The organism is Anaplasma phagocytophilum str. Webster, assembly GCF_000964685.1.
Lineage (GTDB): Bacteria > Pseudomonadota > Alphaproteobacteria > Rickettsiales > Anaplasmataceae > Anaplasma > Anaplasma phagocytophilum.
The window spans coordinates 465,033-482,051 of sequence record NZ_LANS01000001.1; the positions used below are offsets into that span (position 1 = coordinate 465,033).

The window sequence follows — 17,019 nt, forward strand, 5'->3', positions numbered from 1 at the left end:
CTTACAAGCTAGAGTACACTCAACCTAACAGCTTTGATAAACCCCGTCATCCACGCTCGTAGGTTTCCCCCGACTTGTTCCAGGTGATAAGTGCAGAACCTCTTATGCAAAACGAGATATTCCTAACAATCCTCTACAACTGCGTAGGAGTGTCAAGCCCTTCCTCCGCTTATGGAAAGACTAACACCCCCATATCTTAACCCTACAATGCATTATATAGCGTTGAGAGCACCGCAAGATTCAATATCTCAGAGACAGATGCTGTCATTTGTACAATCTGCACCGGTTTTTCCATACCCATAAGAATAGGCCCTACAACTGCAACACCTCCTACCTCCTGTAGCAACTTGGAAGAGATGCTGGCACTGTACAGACTAGGCATTATCAAAACATTAGCAGGTCCACCCTTTATGCGGTTAAAGGGATATAATGCCAAAGACTCCTTCCTCAGTGCAACATCTATGGACATCTCTCCATCATACTCAAAGCCTACACCAAGGCGATCGAGAATCTCTATGCTCTCTCTTATCCTTTCAGTTCCCTCCTGCGCATGACTACCAAAATTAGAGCACGATACAAACGCCACCCTAGGTTCATGCCCCATCTTTTTCGCAGCAGCCGCTGCTGTTACAGCTATATCTGCCATCTGCTTAGATGTTGGAAATTCATTAATCGCAGTATCAGCAATAAACAATGTTCTATCTTCCATAACAATAACAGATAGCCCCATAATCTCACTACGCGCTCCTATCACCTTACTTACATCAGATAGCGATTCTCTATATCCTCGAGTTACACCTGTAACCAAAATATCCCCATCACCACACGCTAACATACACGCAGCAAAGACATTTCTATCTGTTTTCACATCCCTAACGCACCTGCGATGTAGGTATCCTTTTCTCTGGAGCTTACTGTACAGATAATCTATGTATACATCATTGCGAGTAGAAACCGCCGCATTGGCTATCTCTATACCATCCAGGCTATCAACTCCTATACGCTCCAATCCCTCCTTAATCTTATCAGCGCGCCCTACCAAAATAGGCACACCATATCCCTGACTCCTCCACTGCAAGGCAGCCTTAATGACCTTTATCTCCTCACCTTCAGAAAAGATAACCCTTTTAGGAGTCTGCTTTACGGAACCATAAATAAGATTAAGCACGTTCGAAGTAGGTGATATTCTAGAACCTAATGCACGCGCATACTTGTCCCAGTCATCTATTCCCTTCTGCGCTACCCCTGTTTCTATCGCAGCTCTTGCTACCGCTGGGGAGACTACCGATATGAGACGTGGATCAAACGGTGTAGGTATTATATAATCCCTTCCATACCTCATGCCTCGGCCACCATAAGCCTCCAACACTTCATCACTCACCACTTCTCTTGCCAGCATCGCTATGGCCTGCGCAACAGCTAATTTCATCTCATTGTTAACTCTCTTAGCTCGCACATCCAACGCTCCCCTAAATATGTAAGGGAAACCCATCACATTGTTTATCTGGTTGCTGTAATCTGATCTTCCAGTTGCTATGATCGCATCTCCCCTCACTTCTCTCGCAAACTCTGGATTAACCTCTGGATACGGATTAGCAAGAGCGAAAATTACAGGGTCTTTATTCATAGAAAGGAGCATTTCCCTGCTGAGAACATCCCGCACAGACAAACCTATGAAAATGTCTGCACCTTTTATCGCATCTTTCAAGTCTCTTGCGTCTGTCTCAACAGCATGCTTCAACTTCCACTCATTAACGCCAAGTTGGCGCCCCTTGTATATTACACCATTTTGGTCGCACAATATGATATTGTCGTTAGGTATCCCAACAAACTTAAGCATCTCAACACAAGCAATGCCTGCAGCACCTGCACCATTTACTACTATCTTAACGTTCTTGAGGACCTTTCCCGTAATATCAAGGGCATTTATTATACCGGCAAGCACAATAATCGCCGTTCCATGCTGATCATCATGGAACACCGGTATATCCATAAGTTCGCTCAGGCGTCTCTCTATAACAAAACATTCGGGCGCACGTATATCTTCTAGATTGATACCCCCCCAACTATGCCCCAGATATTTAACAGCATTAATGAACTCATCTACGTCTTCTGTGTTCACTTCAATATCCACTGCATCTATGTCAGCGAAGCGTTTAAACAGAACAGCTTTACCCTCCATAACCGGCTTAGCAGCCAAAGTGCCTATATTTCCTAAGCCCAAAACTGCTGTGCCATTTGATATCACAGCAACGTAATTACCTCTTGCCGTATATTCGTATACCAGATCGGGGTCCGACGCTATCTTGATACACGGTACAGCAACCCCCGGAGAGTATGCTAGAGACAGATCTCCCTGAGTCAACAAAGGCTTCGTTGGCAACAAGGCTACTTTACCCGGCCGTCCCCTGCTATGAAACTCAAGAGCCTCCATGTCTTTTTCTGAAAAATCGCTCATTGCACTCAGAGTCCCCCAAACTTAAATGATCCTGAAGGGTATACACATTGGTCTTTTTGCGCAACTGTTTCCTCCCCTACGACGGCTACAGTGCTCTAGCATGCTAATACGAATATCACTAGACTTTTCGAGGTAATGATTTTCAGCAATACTGGCAGTACTTTAAAATTCACAATGTATTTAATCCCCTTAAAACCCTACATCAATGATTAAGTATCACGTCTCTCTATTCGCTACACAGATTAAAATACTTGAAGTAAAACTTTTTTATTATCGCCATAACTATGGAATTGTGTTTTAAACAAACCTTAATAATGCACTTCCGTATTTACTGCTGCATATACGGAGCTATACTTGAACGCCAGTACCTACCCCAGGAGCTTCTGTGAGCACAGTATTAAAACTATGTAACGTGAGTAAGCGTTACTCAGAACAGCAGAATTGCGTCTTCTCAGATGTTAACTTAGAGATCTTCAAGGGGGAGTTTGTAGCCTTGATAGGCAATTCTGGTGCTGGAAAAAGCACATTGCTACATATTGCTGGGTTGTTAGAAGTGCCATCACAAGGCAAAGTCATAATAAACAATGTCCAATGCTCCCCTGAAAGCGATAAAGTCAGAACTAAAATGCGTCGCAGCTTCTTGGGTTTTGTATACCAATCTCCAAATTTGCTGCATGAGCTTACAGTTTTGGAAAATGTTATGCTCCCCTTGAGAATCGCTGGCAATAGTTTTAGTCAAGCAAAACATCAAGCAATGGTAACGTTATGCGAAGTGGGGTTAGAGGGCAAAGTGAACCAGCACATCTCAACTCTCTCAGGTGGGGAAAAGCAAAGAGTTGCTTTCGCTAGAGCCATGGTAAACCACCCTAATCTGTTATTGGCTGACGAACCCACGGGAAGTCTAGATCCCCAAATGTCAGAAACCATTTTTTCTATAATGTACCAAAACGTAAAATCCAAAAACCTAGCAGCACTTGTGGCAACACATAACCTAGCCCTCGCTAAAAAAGCTGATGCCGTAATAGAATTGCGTAATGGAATTCTCAGCAAGGTAGATCTATAAACTATATCGGAAGAGATGGTCTCCCACACATAGAATTCTAATTTCCGCCAGCTAATACCGTGGCTTAGAGCAAACGCTTCCTCGAGTTCCTAAGCGCTTTAAACAAATTTCATACTCCTCATATGACAAATACTAGAGCATGACTTGCCCCAACATCAGACACATTCAGATTACGCCCCATCTATACTATTTTCTCCAAGTTAGCCAATGATATAACTTTATTCCTAAACATAATTCACCATTTGGATTTTGCACATCCAGCGACTTATTCAGCATCTCAAAACTTATCACCTAGCAAGTACGGTAATTGAGAAAATTCTAAGCTGCGAAGCGTAATTCTGGACACCTCGCCATACACACATTTCAGTTTTTGGATTTAGACATAGGATGAAATCTACTCAACACATCCCTTAGCTGTTCACTAGCGACGTGCGTATATACCTGTGTGGTAGACAGATTAACATGCCCGAGCATCTTCTGTATAAAGACTATATTAGAGCCGTTATTGAGTAAATGTGTTGCGAACGAATGCCTAAACTTATGTGGCGAAACCTTTTCTGGATCTATTCCCGCAGAAATTGCAAGTTCCTTCAATAACTGCCCAACTCTCTGCCTGCTAATACACTGATCATACTTCGCCCCCGGAAATAACCACCTGGACTCCGTATTCTCTCCTGCAATGAAGCATTTTCGAACTTCTAGGTAGGCTCTTATGCTATCCATAGCCACCTCATTGAGTAGCACAAGTCTCTCACGGTTCCCCTTGCCTTTTATGATAATGTACCCGATATCGCCTACGTGCTCATGCAACATCGCATCAATTTCGAAAAAGCCCAAATGTATAAGTTCCGATATTCTTACCCCAGATGAGTATAATATATTTACAATGGCATATAAGCGCTTCCCCTCTGCTGAAAGGTCTGCCTTGGCAATATCTAATAACATGCCAATATCTGACTCACTTATCACCCTGGGCAAAGTGCGACCTAACCTACAAGATTCCAGACTGAGCGACAAATCACTATGAACAATGCGATCCTTGTATAGAAAGCTACACAATCCTTTAATTGCTGATACTCTTCTGGCAACGGTAGCAGCACTGTAAGCTCTTCCGTTTAGGTTTCGTATATACTCACATAGGTCACCATAGCTAGCATCAACAATTTTTAACCCATTACGCCTTAAAAACTGACTTAAATCTTCGAGATCACATTTGTAACTACAGACCGTATTCTCAGATACCCCCTTGCTAGAAACAAGAAACTCCAGAAACGAACGTATTATGTAGTCATCACCCACTTGAGCCTCTACCTTGAACGCAATAACGTATGTAGCTTAACAAATAACATTTAGGTATTCCCAAAATTGCACAGTTCATGAACAAACCACTACCCTACAGCGCATAATTTTACAATGGTATTAACACTCAGATTATTTCACAGAGAAAGCTACAATTACATATATGCACCTGCATAGGTACATTCAGGGACTAAATCCAGTAATGCTAATTAACGAATTCTTGACTCATTACTATAAATGTCATACCATTTAGCGGTATTATTTGTCCACTTGCCTTATGTTTTTGGTTACCGTACAAGTGTTGCTAGCGGTTCTGCTGGTGGTGCTAGTTTTGCTTCAGTCTCCAGAATCTGATAGTCTTGGCGGCTTTGGTGGGGCACAGTGTAATCTTGGAGCGATATTTAATCGGGGTTCTCCTTCCGGTTTGATGGCAAGGTTGACCGCAGTAGTCGCCACTGTTTTCATAGTAAATACTCTTCTGTTAGTGGGTACCGGGTCTCAGGGTGTGCCTGGGGTTGATTTTGCTGGAGAGTCCGAATTGGTTTCAGGCCAGGATGCTGGTATTGGTGAAGTTCCCTCTGAGTAGTAGCGTTTACATATGGTGGGTAAGTTAAATCCAACACGTTTTATATTTGTTACTGGTGGAGTGGTCTCTTCGCTAGGTAAGGGTCTTGCCGCAGCATCTATAGGTGCGCTGCTGCAGGCACGCGGGTTTAGTGTGCGCTTAAGAAAGCTCGATCCGTATTTAAACGTGGACCCTGGCACTATGAGTCCTGCCCAGCACGGTGAGGTATTTGTGACCTCTGATGGTGGCGAGACGGACTTAGACCTCGGACATTACGAACGTTTCACTGGCGTAATGAAGACAAGGGCAGATAACGTAACTGCTGGTAAAATATACCATGAGCTTATAGTAAAGGAACGTCGGGGAGATTATCTTGGGCAGACGGTACAGGTGATACCGCATGTGATAGATTTGATAATCTCATGTATCCTTCATAATGATGCAGGGGCTGACTTTGTTATATGTGAAATAGGCGGTACTGTTGGTGATATAGAAAGTCAACCGTTTCTGGAAGCGATACGTCAGGTCAGTTACAGGTTGAGTAAGAATCTAACGATTTTTGTACACCTAACGCTAGTGCCGTATATAGGTGCTGTCGGGGAGCTAAAAACAAAACCTACTCAGCACTCTGTAAAGGAGTTGAGTTCTTTGGGGATACAGCCAGATATTGTTTTGTATCGTAGTAGGGCGCAGTTGCCGCAGTACCAGTGTGCTAAAATAGCCAACTTCTGTAATGTGGCAGAGGACAACATCATAGCTGCTCTTGATGTTAGTAACATTTACATGTTGCCTGTGATGTATCATGAGCATAGGCTTGATACGCAAATTCTCAAACATTTTGATGTAGACAGTCCTGAACCTGATCTTACGCAGTGGGAAAATGTGCTAAGAATGTCTGAGACTGCGTCAGACAGGATTGTCATTGCTATAGTTGGTAAGTATGTTACCTCCTTGGATGCTTATACCTCTTTGGAGGAAGCTTTGCGTCATGCAGGGTTGCATAGTGGTATCCGTGTAGAGATAAAGTGGGTAGATGCGCGTTTGCCTGCTTCTGAAATTGATCTTACCGATGCGGATGCAATATTAATTCCTGGTGGATTTGGTGACAACGGTATAGGGACAAAGATTTGCGCTATAGAATACGCTCGCGTGAACAATATTCCGATGTTGGGAATATGTTTGGGGATGCAGTTAGCAGTAATTGAATTTGCCCTTAACGTTGCAGGAATTGAAGATGCGAATTCTACTGAATTCAAGTCTGATTGTAAAAACCCCGTGGTTTGTGAATTGCCGGGTTTGCAAGTGGGAGATGAGTATAAGATGGGCGGAAGTATGCGTCTGGGATCTTACACATGCAATTTAGCGCCGGGTTCTCGTATAATGTCTATATACGATTCTTCAACAGTTGTGGAGCGTCGTAGGCATAGGTATGGGATAAACCCTGAGTATAGGGATGTGCTTTCTAAGTGTGGCCTTGCGTTTACTGGTGCTGCCGAAGATCGAGATTTGCCTGAGGTACTTGAGTTGCCTGATCATCCTTGGTTTATTGGTGTACAGTTTCATCCGGAGTTTCAATCTACTCCTTTTAAATCTCATCCTCTGTTCCTTTCTTTTGTAACCAGCACTTTGCAGGTGAAAAAGGCTTCGTCCCGGAGTTAGGAAGTTCCTCAACGAACACAGGAGTTCTTGTGGCTATTCTTAATTTTTGTCATTTAGTGTCTCTTAGAGGTTGCTTCCTAATTGAGTGTATTTAACATCGAAAAGGTCCACTGTATCGTCAAAAAAAGATAGCGTATCTGTCTTTACAAACTTACAGCACTGGCCAAACTGCGCATCAATGTCGGTAATGGAATTCAATCCTTTACTGCCACTTATTTTATTTGCCCTAGTCCATATAAAACGGTCTATCAACTTTTTTTTTAGCAGCTCCGTGATCAAGATACCCCCTCCCTCAACAAACAGCCTAGTAATGCCTAACTGAGCGGTGAGAGCACGTACCATGTTTTCCAAAAATTCTGTTCCTCCATCAACTTTAATATATTTTACATTCTCGAAAACGCACTGAGGATCGTTATCCGTAACAATGTATGTGGGAATGGTACCTGCTGTACAAACTATTTTATGATGCGCCAACAATTTACCAGACCTATCAACGACTACCCGTATTGGAGAATGCTTTTCCAGCCCCGGTAACCTACAGTCTAGCATTGGATCATCGGCTACAACGGTATTGCTACCCACCAAGATAGCGTCATACATTGCACGCTGCTTATGCACCCATTTTCTGGTAAGATCGTTTGTTATCCAGCGATCACACCCTTCATCAAACGATATTTTCCCATCTAGAGTCGTTGCCAGCTTAGCCGTAATTAATGGTCTATGTAGTACTTTGCTGTAGAAAAAACCAGCATTTAAGGCCTCTGCTTGCTGCTGCAAAACCCCGTATTTAACCTCTATACCAGCAGCTTCTAGAGAACTAATTCCCTTGCCAGATACTCTGTAATCCGGATCCTGCACTCCTATAACAACTCTACTAACCCCAGCATTGATTAATGCCGAAGTACATGGCCCTGTTACACCATCATGACAACACGGCTCAAGTGTGACATATACCGTAGCTCCTATAGCACGATTCCCTGCATTTTGTAGTGCTACGATCTCAGCATGAGGTCTACCTCCCGCAACAGTCCACCCTCTGCCTACAACCACACCATCACGTATTACAACACATCCTACCGCAGGGTTTGGATAAACATTACCCAATCCTCTGCGCGCTAAGGTCAAGGCCATAGCCATGAATCTCTCGTCAGGCACCATCGGTAAATGCTTTTGCTCTTGAAATTTACTTATAAAGCTACTATATACCTAAATGTTCTTGTGTAGAAGTTTTTGTGCCATGACAGAAGAGAAACGCGTAAATTCTAAGCCTGAATCTGATGACGTGGTCGGCGCGTGTGCTGGCGCTGCGGAATCGCATAAGGAAAAGAGTTCAAAGGTTGAATCTGGTAAAAATGCAAAACCGGAAGTCGGTAAGTTTGCAGCTAGTGTTGGAAAGACACAGAGTAGGATAAGTGCAGACCTCGCTGAGGTAGAAAAGTTGCGTGCAGAGGCAGAGCTACTTCGCAATCAACTTCGCCTTGCAGTGGCAGATAGCAAAAACTTGGAGCGCTTAATGAACAGAGAGATTAGTGATGCTAAAGTTTTCTCAATCTCTGGTTTTGTACGCGATCTGGTACCTTCATTTGATAATCTAGAAGCATCTTTGAAGAATCTCAATGCTGATGATAGCATTCATGCTGGAATAGAGATGACATGGAATAGCTTAATGGCGGTGTTGAACAGCCATGGTGTCACGAGGATATGTCCTGTTGGTGAGGCGTTTGACACAAAGTTTCACACAGCCGTTACACAGGTTATAGATAATGATAAGCCTGCGGGTACTATAATTGAGGTGGTTCAAGCTGGCTATGTGCTTAATGGTAAAGTGTTAAGACCTGCTTCTGTTGTGGTATCAGCACAGGCTAATAACTAGTTCACCATGATTTTTTCTGCCGTACAGCCCAGTGGTGGCTCGTTACATCTGGGCAATTATCTTGGAGCAGTGAAGAAGTGGGTTGCGTTGCAGGACGCCGGCAAGTGCGTGTTTTGCATCGTGGACATGCATGCTTTAACCTCGGGAAGTGCAGAAACACTGAGTATACGGGCAAATACGCTCAGTTTATTAGCTTCTTATATCGCTTGTGGCATAGATCCTGCAAAAGCGGTAGTTTTTTTACAGTCGTCTGTTCCTGAACATGCAGAGCTCTGCTGGATACTAGGATGTTTGACGCCCGTGGGGTGGTTGAATAGGATGACACAGTTCAAGGACAAGAGCCGTTCAGATTCCTACCGGGCTAATTTGGGTCTATACAGTTACCCTGTGCTTATGGCTGCAGACATTCTTTTGTATAAAGCGGATTTGGTTCCTGTAGGAAATGATCAAAAACAACACTTGGAGCTTGCACAGAGTATTGCTAGGACGTTCAATACTATTTATGGAGTTGACTTTTTTTGCATTCCGGAAGCAATGCCTTTTGATTCCGCCGCTAGGATCATGAGCTTGAAAACGGGTACAAAGAAGATGAGCAAGTCCGACCCTTCTGACTTCTCTCGTATAAATTTGAGTGATGATAACGATGTTATAGCCTTGAAGATAAAAAAGGCTACAACCGATTCTGCAACTGGCTTTTGCTATGGAGGACTCAACCAGCGGCCAGAGGTGAACAATCTCGTAAACATATTTGCAGCACTATCTGATTCAGAACCCAGGGAGGTGTGTGTAAGGTTTACAAACAGTAGCAATAAAGATTTTAAAGATGCGTTAACGGAGTTACTGATCGAAAGAATATCGCCCATTAGAACCAAGACCAGGGAATTACTGGACGATCCTGGTTATCTCAACTCCATACTTTCCTCTGGAAATGAACAAGCTCGGTCAATCGCGGGTAAAAATCTGCGGGAAGTGAAGGAGATCATAGGTTTGTACAGTGTGTAGCACGCTCTGTTAGTGATGTCTCTAATAATGCTGTATTTTTCTGTGACATATTAGCTGCTGTGATACTTCGTAACCTACTTAATTCAGCAGCACAGTAATTTACTAACTTGTCTCAGTTTCGGGATTGAGTACGACGTGGCCAGGCCCGTCGTTTATATATTGCGACCGATAATACAGCGTATCAAAAACTCTTTTCTTCACGCAGCGCACAGCGCAAAAACTTTACTACAAGTGCACACGGTGGATTGAGTTACATACGAGCGGACGGAGTGGGATTCGAACCCACGGTACGTGTTAGCGTACGTCAGTTTTCAAGACTGGTGCCTTAAACCGCTCGGCCATCCGTCCGCATTACTTCTAACACAATAATTTTAAATTCGCAATTCGTATGTTGCTATATTGATGATTTTGCCATTTCTACGTTGTTTATTTTCTAACTTAGCTGCATGAATATCGTTAGTCGCTTATCGTGCACATACAATAATTAATGCTTAATTATTACCTCCCTATATTTCGTACAGGTTATTTCGCAGTCTAGCTATGATGCTTTACCAGGATACGTTAAACGTTGACGTTCTACGCTGTCATAGCCTTTTATTCTGCAAAAATAGCTTAACTGTGTCACTTCCTGAGAAAGTAAGATACATATTTAGTTTTTGCACAGCCAAAAAACTTCTAGTGAACTGTGGTTTCTCTGGAATCAATAACCTGTTTTATATTCGTGCGTTCTATAACAATCTACAGCTGTGGTTATTAGGCGTGGTTTCGCCTGATAATAAAGATACTTTAGAGGGTATAAACTTGGAAAAAATAATGAAAAACCCTCCTTAGTGCCTCCCCGTTTTTGACAACATACTCTTATGGAAAAGCGTTAGGGAGTTGCTTCGCTTGTCACGCGTGCGTTAGGTTTTACGTATACGTGTCTGGGACTTCACGAAAACTCGACGCAGGCGGATTTTGTACTATGTTTCACTTAACAAGGTATTATAAATGTTTGAACACAATATTCCTGATACATACACAGGAACAACTGCAGAAGGTTCTCCTGGCTTAGCAGGCGGGGATTTTAGCTTAAGTTCTATTGACTTTACAAGGGACTTTACAATTGAATCACATAGAGGAAGCTCAGCTGATGACCCAGGTTACATCAGCTTTAGGGATCAAGACGGAAACGTCATGTCACGTTTTCTTGATGTGTACGTAGCTAATTTCAGCTTGCGATGCAAGCATTCTCCCTATAACAACGACAGAATGGAAACAGCTGCGTTCTCTCTAACTCCCGACATAATAGAGCCTTCTGCTTTATTGCAAGAATCACATAGTACACAAAACAATGTAGAAGAGGCAGTACAAGTTACAGCTCTTGAGTGCCCTCCATGTAATCCAGTCCCTGCCGAGGAAGTAGCTCCTCAACCGTCTTTTCTAAGCAGAATAATTCAGGCGTTCTTGTGGTTATTCACGCCTTCTTCTACTACCGACACTGCTGAAGACAGCAAGTGTAATAGTAGCGATACTTCAAAATGTACCTCTGCTAGCAGTGAGTCATTAGAGCAGCAACAAGAATCAGTGGAAGTGCAACCATCTGTACTTATGTCTACTGCCCCTATAGCAACAGAGCCTCAAAATGCGGTTGTTAACCAAGTAAACACTACTGCAGTACAAGTAGAATCATCCATTATTGTGCCAGAATCGCAACACACTGACGTTACCGTGCTCGAAGATACTACTGAGACGATAACTGTTGATGGGGAATATGGACATTTTAGTGACATTGCTTCAGGTGAACACAATAACGATCTGCCTGCCATGTTGTTAGATGAAGCAGACTTCACTATGTTATTAGCGAACGAGGAGTCAAAGACCCTGGAGTCTATGCCTTCTGATAGCCTAGAAGACAATGTTCAAGAACTAGGTACATTGCCTTTACAAGAAGGTGAAACAGTTTCTGAGGGCAACACACGAGAGTCACTACCCACTGACGTTTCACAAGACTCAGTTGGTGTAAGTACAGATCTTGAAGCTCATTCTCAAGAAGTTGAAACAGTTTCTGAGGTCAGCACACAAGATTCACTATCCACTAACATTTCACAAGACTCAGTTGGTGTAAGTACAGATCTTGAAGCTCATTCTAAAGGAGTTGAAATAGTTTCTGAGGGCGGCACACAAGATTCACTATCCGCTGATTTTCCAATAAACACAGTTGAAAGTGAAAGTACAGATCTTGAAGCTCATTCTCAAGAAGTTGAAACTGTTTCTGAATTCACACAAGATTCACTATCCACTAACATTTCACAAGACTCAGTTGGTGTAAGTACAGATCTTGAAGTTCATTCTCAAGAAGTTGAAATAGTTTCTGAGGGCGGCACACAAGATTCACTATCCGCTGATTTTCCAATAAACACAGTTGAAAGTGAAAGTACAGATCTTGAAGCTCATTCTAAAGGAGTTGAAATAGTTTCTGAGGGCGGCACACAAGATTCACTATCCGCTGATTTTCCAATAAACACAGTTGAAAGTGAAAGTACAGATCTTGAAGCTCATTCTAAAGGAGTTGAAATAGTTTCTGAGGGCGGCACACAAGATTCACTATCCGCTGATTTTCCAATAAACACAGTTGAAAGTGAAAGTACAGATCTTGAAGCTCATTCCCCAGAAGGTGAAATAGTTTCTGAGGTCAGCACACAAGATGCGCCATCCACTGGAGTAGAGATCAGATTTATGGATCGTGATTCTGATGATGACGTGCTCGCGTTGTGAAGTGATCATGGTAGGGGAAACAGTTATGGCGTAAAGACATCTTTGATGACTTGTCTTGCGTGAATAAGTAGTGCAAGTTTTTTATGCATTGATGTGCATGATCATTGCCCCTAAGGAAAGCAGTACTAATGGTAGTCTAAGATCTTATACAGGGTTTCGGACTACCACTTTTGGTGTTTTAAAACGTCTTATTCGCGTTGGGTGCTTGCTTACAATGTACCTGTACGTGCCCAACACTAAAAATGGTCAGTATTACTTAGGGGAGTTCGTAGACGAGGCATCTCGATTTACTCTAAGTAAGCTACAAATAACTCAGTCATATCAAGGTAGTTCAAGATGAAAGCAGTGCTATGCTTATCATGGAGAATTCCTGCGGTTCTCTTCAAAATTCTCTTTTCCCGCAAGGGCAGACTCTTATTTGTTAAAATAACAAAATTTCTCTACAGGAAGCGACATTTCATATCAAAGCTGATTGTGAAATAATGGCATTGAGTATTTTTCTCGCCCTAGAAGATAATCATTTCGGCACTATCAAAGCATTTACGATATTCTCCATTATCTTGTAATCAGATGGCTATCTTGAAAGCAACCAAGGATATCCGTACATGGTAGCTTACATACTGCTATCAATCTCCTATACGACCTTCAATGAAACGGTAACTGTTGCTGACAGCTTGCACATGCTGTGACTCAATTCCTGGTTCCTAGATGTTCTACTACGTTTATCCGGTACTAATATTATTCTTTGGCGCTCTATTATCTAGCAACTCAGAGTCCATTATTGGATCTCTAATACCAAGGGTATAAGGGAAAGTGGAAGAGTATTATTAGAGAGAAGAAGCAAATACAGTATATCTACTAGCTAAGGAGTTAGCTTATGATGTTGTTACTGGGCAGACTGATAAGCTTGCTGCTGCTCTTGCCAAGACCTCCGGGAAAGATATCGTTCAGTTTGCTAAGGCAGTTGAGATTTCGGCTCCTAAGATCGATAAGCAAGTTTGTGTGACTAATAAGAATGGGGATAGCGGAACAAGATATGCTAAGTACCTCGAAGAAGCTGGAACGTCTAGCAATGCTGGCACGTCGTTGTGTGGTGGTAAAAACCTAAAGACGACTGACTCCAACACAGGAGTAGAGAAAGGACAGGTGTTACATGACTTTGTTTCTGGAACGTTGAGTGGGGGTACTAAGAACTGGCCGACATCTAGTGAAAGTACTAAAGAAAATAACGACAACGCAGGGAAGGTAGCTAAAGACCTGACAAAACTAACCCCTGAAGAAAAAACCATAGTAGCAGGGTTACTAGCTAAGACTATTGAAGGGGGTGAAGTTGTTGAGATCAGGGCGGTTTCTTCTACTTCTGTGATGGTTAATGCTTGTTATGATCTTCTTAGTGAAGGTTTAGGTGTCGTTCCTTACGCTTGTGTTGGTCTTGGGGGTAACTTCGTGGGGGGTTGTTGATGGCACGGCGCAGCGTTACACAATCCGTCCTTGACCTGAATACTCTAGTTAAGCACTAGGCAAAATTAGTGCTGGATCACTTACGCAACATACTACGGTCAGCGATTTTCCATACTGAGCAGGTACGTACAGTGGCTTTATACTCTTACCCAGCATGAAATTACTTGTTATCTAAGAATCTCCACAGCTGACCTTAGAAAGGTTATCTGTCCTTCGAGAGAAAGCTAATCTGTGTCTTATGCGGATGGCGTTGAACGTATTACAGGTCCCAAGCTGTCTTGCAAGTTTCTAAGGATATTATAAGGGCACACCTATAAAACTGCGCAATATATCACCTGCAATACGGTCCCGATTCGAAAACACTGGGAAGTGCGCTCATTATCTATGAATCGCTAGCTAGGCATAAATAAGAGTATACGCAATAACGCTTATTATTAAAAACAAGACCAAGGGTATTAGAGATAGTGGTAGTAAGGAAGATGAAGCTGATACAGTATATCTACTAGCTAAGGAGTTAGCTTATGATGTTGTTACTGGGCAGACTGATAACCTTGCCGCTGCTCTTGCCAAAACCTCCGGTAAAGACATCGTTCAGTTTGCTAAGGCGGTTGGGGTTTCCCACCCTAGCATTGATGGGAAGGTTTGTAGGACGAGATCAGGTAGCAGCGCCAGCGGGACGTATGGGGTGTATGCTGGTAAGACGGAAAACAAAAGTAGTGGAACAAAAGGGAACAAGGTAGCGGTATGTGGGGCTGAAGGTCTAGAAAACACTAGTAGCGCGACGAGCCCACAGGTATTAAGGGACTTTGTACGTGCAACACTGGGAGAGAATGGTAATGGGAATTGGCCGACGTCCACGGCAGATGGTAGTGGGTTACCACGACCTGTGACGAACGATAACGCCAAAGCTGTAGCTACAGACCTAACAAAACTCTCCTCTGATGAAAAAACCATAGTAGCAGGGCTACTAGCTAAAACTATTGAAGGTGGTGAGGTTGTTGAAATTAGGGCGGTTTCTTCTACTTCCGTGATGGTTAATGCTTGTTATGATCTTCTGAAGGGAAACCCATCACATTATTTATCTGGTTGCTGTAATCTGATCTTCCCGTTGCTATGATCGCATCTCCCCCTCACTTCTCTCGCAAACTCTGGATTAACCTCTGGATGCGAATAATGTTTATCAGCTTTGAGAAAAACATATTAGAGTTTTATACAGCACCAATGATAAGCGTGGGCACTTAAATAAAGGTTCATATCCCTAGAAATTTATCCCAGATCATTTAAAGAAAAAACTCCTCTTTGGGAAGATCAAAAACTTCCCTCCTACTCCGACTAACGGAAACCACAAGGAATACGCTATTCTCCTGCTCTTTATTAATATTTAGACTATTATCTTTGCTCCCAAAGCTCGAGTTAGGTATTATTACAATTGTATTGTTCGGCTTCTTTTGTATGACACACTTTGTTACCGACCGCTGCATTCGCTGTAAGTATACTGACTGTGTAGAAGTATGCCCTGTTGACTGCTTTTATGAAGGAAATAACATGCTAGTTATAGATCCTGATCAGTGTATTGACTGTGGTGTATGCGTTCCTGAATGCCCAGCCGACGCCATTGTGAGCGATGAGTTCATCGAAGACGTTCTTGCCTCTGATGATAGTGCATTAAATGATGAACAGAAGATGCTCAAAACTTTTTACAAGATCAACGAAGACTTTTCAAAAAAGTGGAAGAACATCACATCAGCACAGCCTCATCTTGAAGATGCCGATACATACAAGTCAATGGCAGGAAAGTATCAATTCTTCGACGAAAATCTTAAGGAAGAATAGATAACCTTCCCTACCTCATAGTTATACTTAACGATTATACAACCGCAGGCTCTCTCGCAAAGGAAAAGTCCATCATTGCATTTACTGATCTCCTTGCCGCAAATATTATGTCTTCATCTAATGTCACTTCAGGTAGTTCCTCAGCGATGCATTTGTAGAGCTTTTCCATGGTGTTTAATCGCATATAAGGACACTGGCTACAGTACTCACATCCAGAACTATGCTCAGCACCTACTACATAAAAGGTGCTGCCAGGAGAAGATTTCTTCATTTGGTATACTATGCCTTCTTCCGTCAACACAATGAACTTATTACCAGGCCTGTCTTTGACATATTGAAGAAGATTTTTCGTAGATCCAACACAGTGAGCATGCCTAAGCAAATTTCCAGGACATTCCGGATGGGCAACAACATGAGCATCTTTATGACGCACCATCAAGTTCACCAAAGCCTCTTCAGAAAACCTCTCATGAACTATACAGCTCCCATTCCATAAAAGCATATCCCTGCCTGTTTTCGAAATGAGAAACTCCCCAAGATAACGATCAGGCGCAAATAATATCTTTTTCTCCTTTGGTATTCTATTGATTATGCTTACCGCATTTGAAGAAGTACAAATTATATCTGAATAGCACTTAACTTCTGCTGAGGAGTTTATATATGTAACGGAAACATGGTCACTGTGAGCCTGTCTGAACTTCTTAAAATCCTCTCCTCGGCATGAATCCGCCAACGAACATCCTGCGTTTAAGTCAGGAAGTATGACCTTTTTGCTGGGGTTCAAAATCTTCGCCACTTCTGCCATAAAAAAAACACCACAGAACACTATAATGTCAGCGTCTGTAGTCGAAGCCTTTTGCGATAAATCAAGAGAATCCCCAACGAAATCTGCCACCTCTTGGATTTCATCCTCTTGATAATAATGGGCAAGGATCACAGCCTTCTTCTTCCTAGCTATATCCCTAATTTCGCGTAATAAATCGCGATGTTCCTGCAGCATGACAATTGCCTAAAACATCAGTATCAATGAAAAACTTATTAACAATATC

Annotated in this window: 13 protein-coding genes, 1 tRNA gene and 1 pseudogene; 10 read left to right on the forward strand and 5 right to left on the reverse strand. The window is 42.6% G+C overall.

What is annotated here, in order from left to right; translation table 11 throughout:
* Nucleotides 1–202: 202 nt before the first annotated feature.
* Complete coding sequence (locus APHWEB_RS01895; protein ID WP_011450202.1) at nucleotides 203–2,458, reverse strand: NADP-dependent malic enzyme; 2,256 nt, start codon at nucleotides 2,456–2,458, stop codon at nucleotides 203–205.
* A 385-nt stretch (nucleotides 2,459–2,843) separates the two neighbouring features.
* On the opposite strand from APHWEB_RS01895, the gene APHWEB_RS01900 reads away from it, so the two are divergent.
* Entirely contained in the window at nucleotides 2,844–3,521 is a 678-nt protein-coding gene (locus APHWEB_RS01900; RefSeq protein WP_011450201.1) for an ABC transporter ATP-binding protein, read from the forward strand.
* 363 nt (nucleotides 3,522–3,884) lie between these two features.
* Here the strand turns inward: APHWEB_RS01900 and APHWEB_RS01905 are convergent, their stop codons facing one another.
* Nucleotides 3,885–4,820 carry a tyrosine recombinase gene (locus APHWEB_RS01905; RefSeq protein ID WP_011450200.1) on the reverse strand — a complete coding sequence of 312 codons (936 nt, stop codon included), beginning with the start codon at nucleotides 4,818–4,820 and terminating at the stop codon, nucleotides 3,885–3,887.
* A gap of 277 nt (nucleotides 4,821–5,097) precedes the next feature.
* Between APHWEB_RS01905 and secG the strand changes: the two genes are divergently transcribed.
* A complete protein-coding gene (gene secG / locus APHWEB_RS01910) occupies nucleotides 5,098–5,406 on the forward strand; it encodes a preprotein translocase subunit SecG (protein ID WP_021798976.1) in 309 nt (102 codons plus the stop codon).
* Nucleotides 5,407–5,418: 12 nt separating this feature from the next.
* Nucleotides 5,419–7,044 (forward strand): CTP synthase, encoded by a 1,626-nt coding sequence (locus APHWEB_RS01915; protein ID WP_011450198.1) that lies wholly within the window; start codon nucleotides 5,419–5,421, stop codon nucleotides 7,042–7,044.
* Nucleotides 7,045–7,107: 63 nt separating this feature from the next.
* Here the strand turns inward: APHWEB_RS01915 and ribD are convergent, their stop codons facing one another.
* Nucleotides 7,108–8,202, reverse strand: a complete 1,095-nt coding sequence (gene ribD, locus APHWEB_RS01920) for a bifunctional diaminohydroxyphosphoribosylaminopyrimidine deaminase/5-amino-6-(5-phosphoribosylamino)uracil reductase RibD (protein WP_011450197.1) — start codon at nucleotides 8,200–8,202, stop codon at nucleotides 7,108–7,110.
* Between the two features lie 79 nt (nucleotides 8,203–8,281).
* On the opposite strand from ribD, the gene APHWEB_RS01925 reads away from it, so the two are divergent.
* Nucleotides 8,282–8,917, forward strand: coding sequence for a nucleotide exchange factor GrpE (locus APHWEB_RS01925; protein ID WP_011450196.1), 636 nt, complete (start codon nucleotides 8,282–8,284; stop codon nucleotides 8,915–8,917).
* A gap of 6 nt (nucleotides 8,918–8,923) precedes the next feature.
* Complete coding sequence (gene trpS, locus APHWEB_RS01930; protein WP_011450195.1) at nucleotides 8,924–9,919, forward strand: tryptophan--tRNA ligase; 996 nt, start codon at nucleotides 8,924–8,926, stop codon at nucleotides 9,917–9,919.
* Nucleotides 9,920–10,180: 261 nt separating this feature from the next.
* Here trpS and APHWEB_RS01935 read toward each other — a convergent pair.
* Nucleotides 10,181–10,267, reverse strand: a tRNA-Ser gene (locus APHWEB_RS01935).
* Nucleotides 10,268–10,909: 642 nt separating this feature from the next.
* On the opposite strand from APHWEB_RS01935, the gene APHWEB_RS01945 reads away from it, so the two are divergent.
* The 5 genes and pseudogenes from APHWEB_RS01945 (at nucleotide 10,910) to APHWEB_RS01960 (ending at nucleotide 15,970) form a co-directional block, all read left to right on the forward strand.
* Nucleotides 10,910–12,676, forward strand: a complete 1,767-nt coding sequence (locus APHWEB_RS01945; protein WP_045895531.1) for a vacuolar membrane-interacting protein — start codon at nucleotides 10,910–10,912, stop codon at nucleotides 12,674–12,676.
* A gap of 877 nt (nucleotides 12,677–13,553) precedes the next feature.
* Entirely contained in the window at nucleotides 13,554–13,682 is a 129-nt protein-coding gene (locus tag APHWEB_RS07135) for a hypothetical protein (protein ID WP_410517939.1), read from the forward strand.
* Nucleotides 13,679–14,137 (forward strand): P44/Msp2 family outer membrane protein, encoded by a 459-nt coding sequence (locus APHWEB_RS05945; protein ID WP_020848735.1) that lies wholly within the window; start codon nucleotides 13,679–13,681, stop codon nucleotides 14,135–14,137. Before APHWEB_RS07135 ends, APHWEB_RS05945 begins: the two co-directional genes overlap by 4 nt.
* Before the next feature lie 442 nt (nucleotides 14,138–14,579).
* Nucleotides 14,580–15,194, forward strand: a pseudogene (locus APHWEB_RS01955) (P44/Msp2 family outer membrane protein); the annotation flags it as partial.
* Between the two features lie 395 nt (nucleotides 15,195–15,589).
* Nucleotides 15,590–15,970, forward strand: a complete 381-nt coding sequence (locus APHWEB_RS01960; protein ID WP_011450190.1) for a ferredoxin family protein — start codon at nucleotides 15,590–15,592, stop codon at nucleotides 15,968–15,970.
* 34 nt (nucleotides 15,971–16,004) lie between these two features.
* Here the strand turns inward: APHWEB_RS01960 and nadA are convergent, their stop codons facing one another.
* Entirely contained in the window at nucleotides 16,005–16,970 is a 966-nt protein-coding gene (gene nadA, locus APHWEB_RS01965) for a quinolinate synthase NadA (RefSeq protein ID WP_011450189.1), read from the reverse strand.
* Between the last annotated feature and the right edge of the window lie 49 nt (nucleotides 16,971–17,019).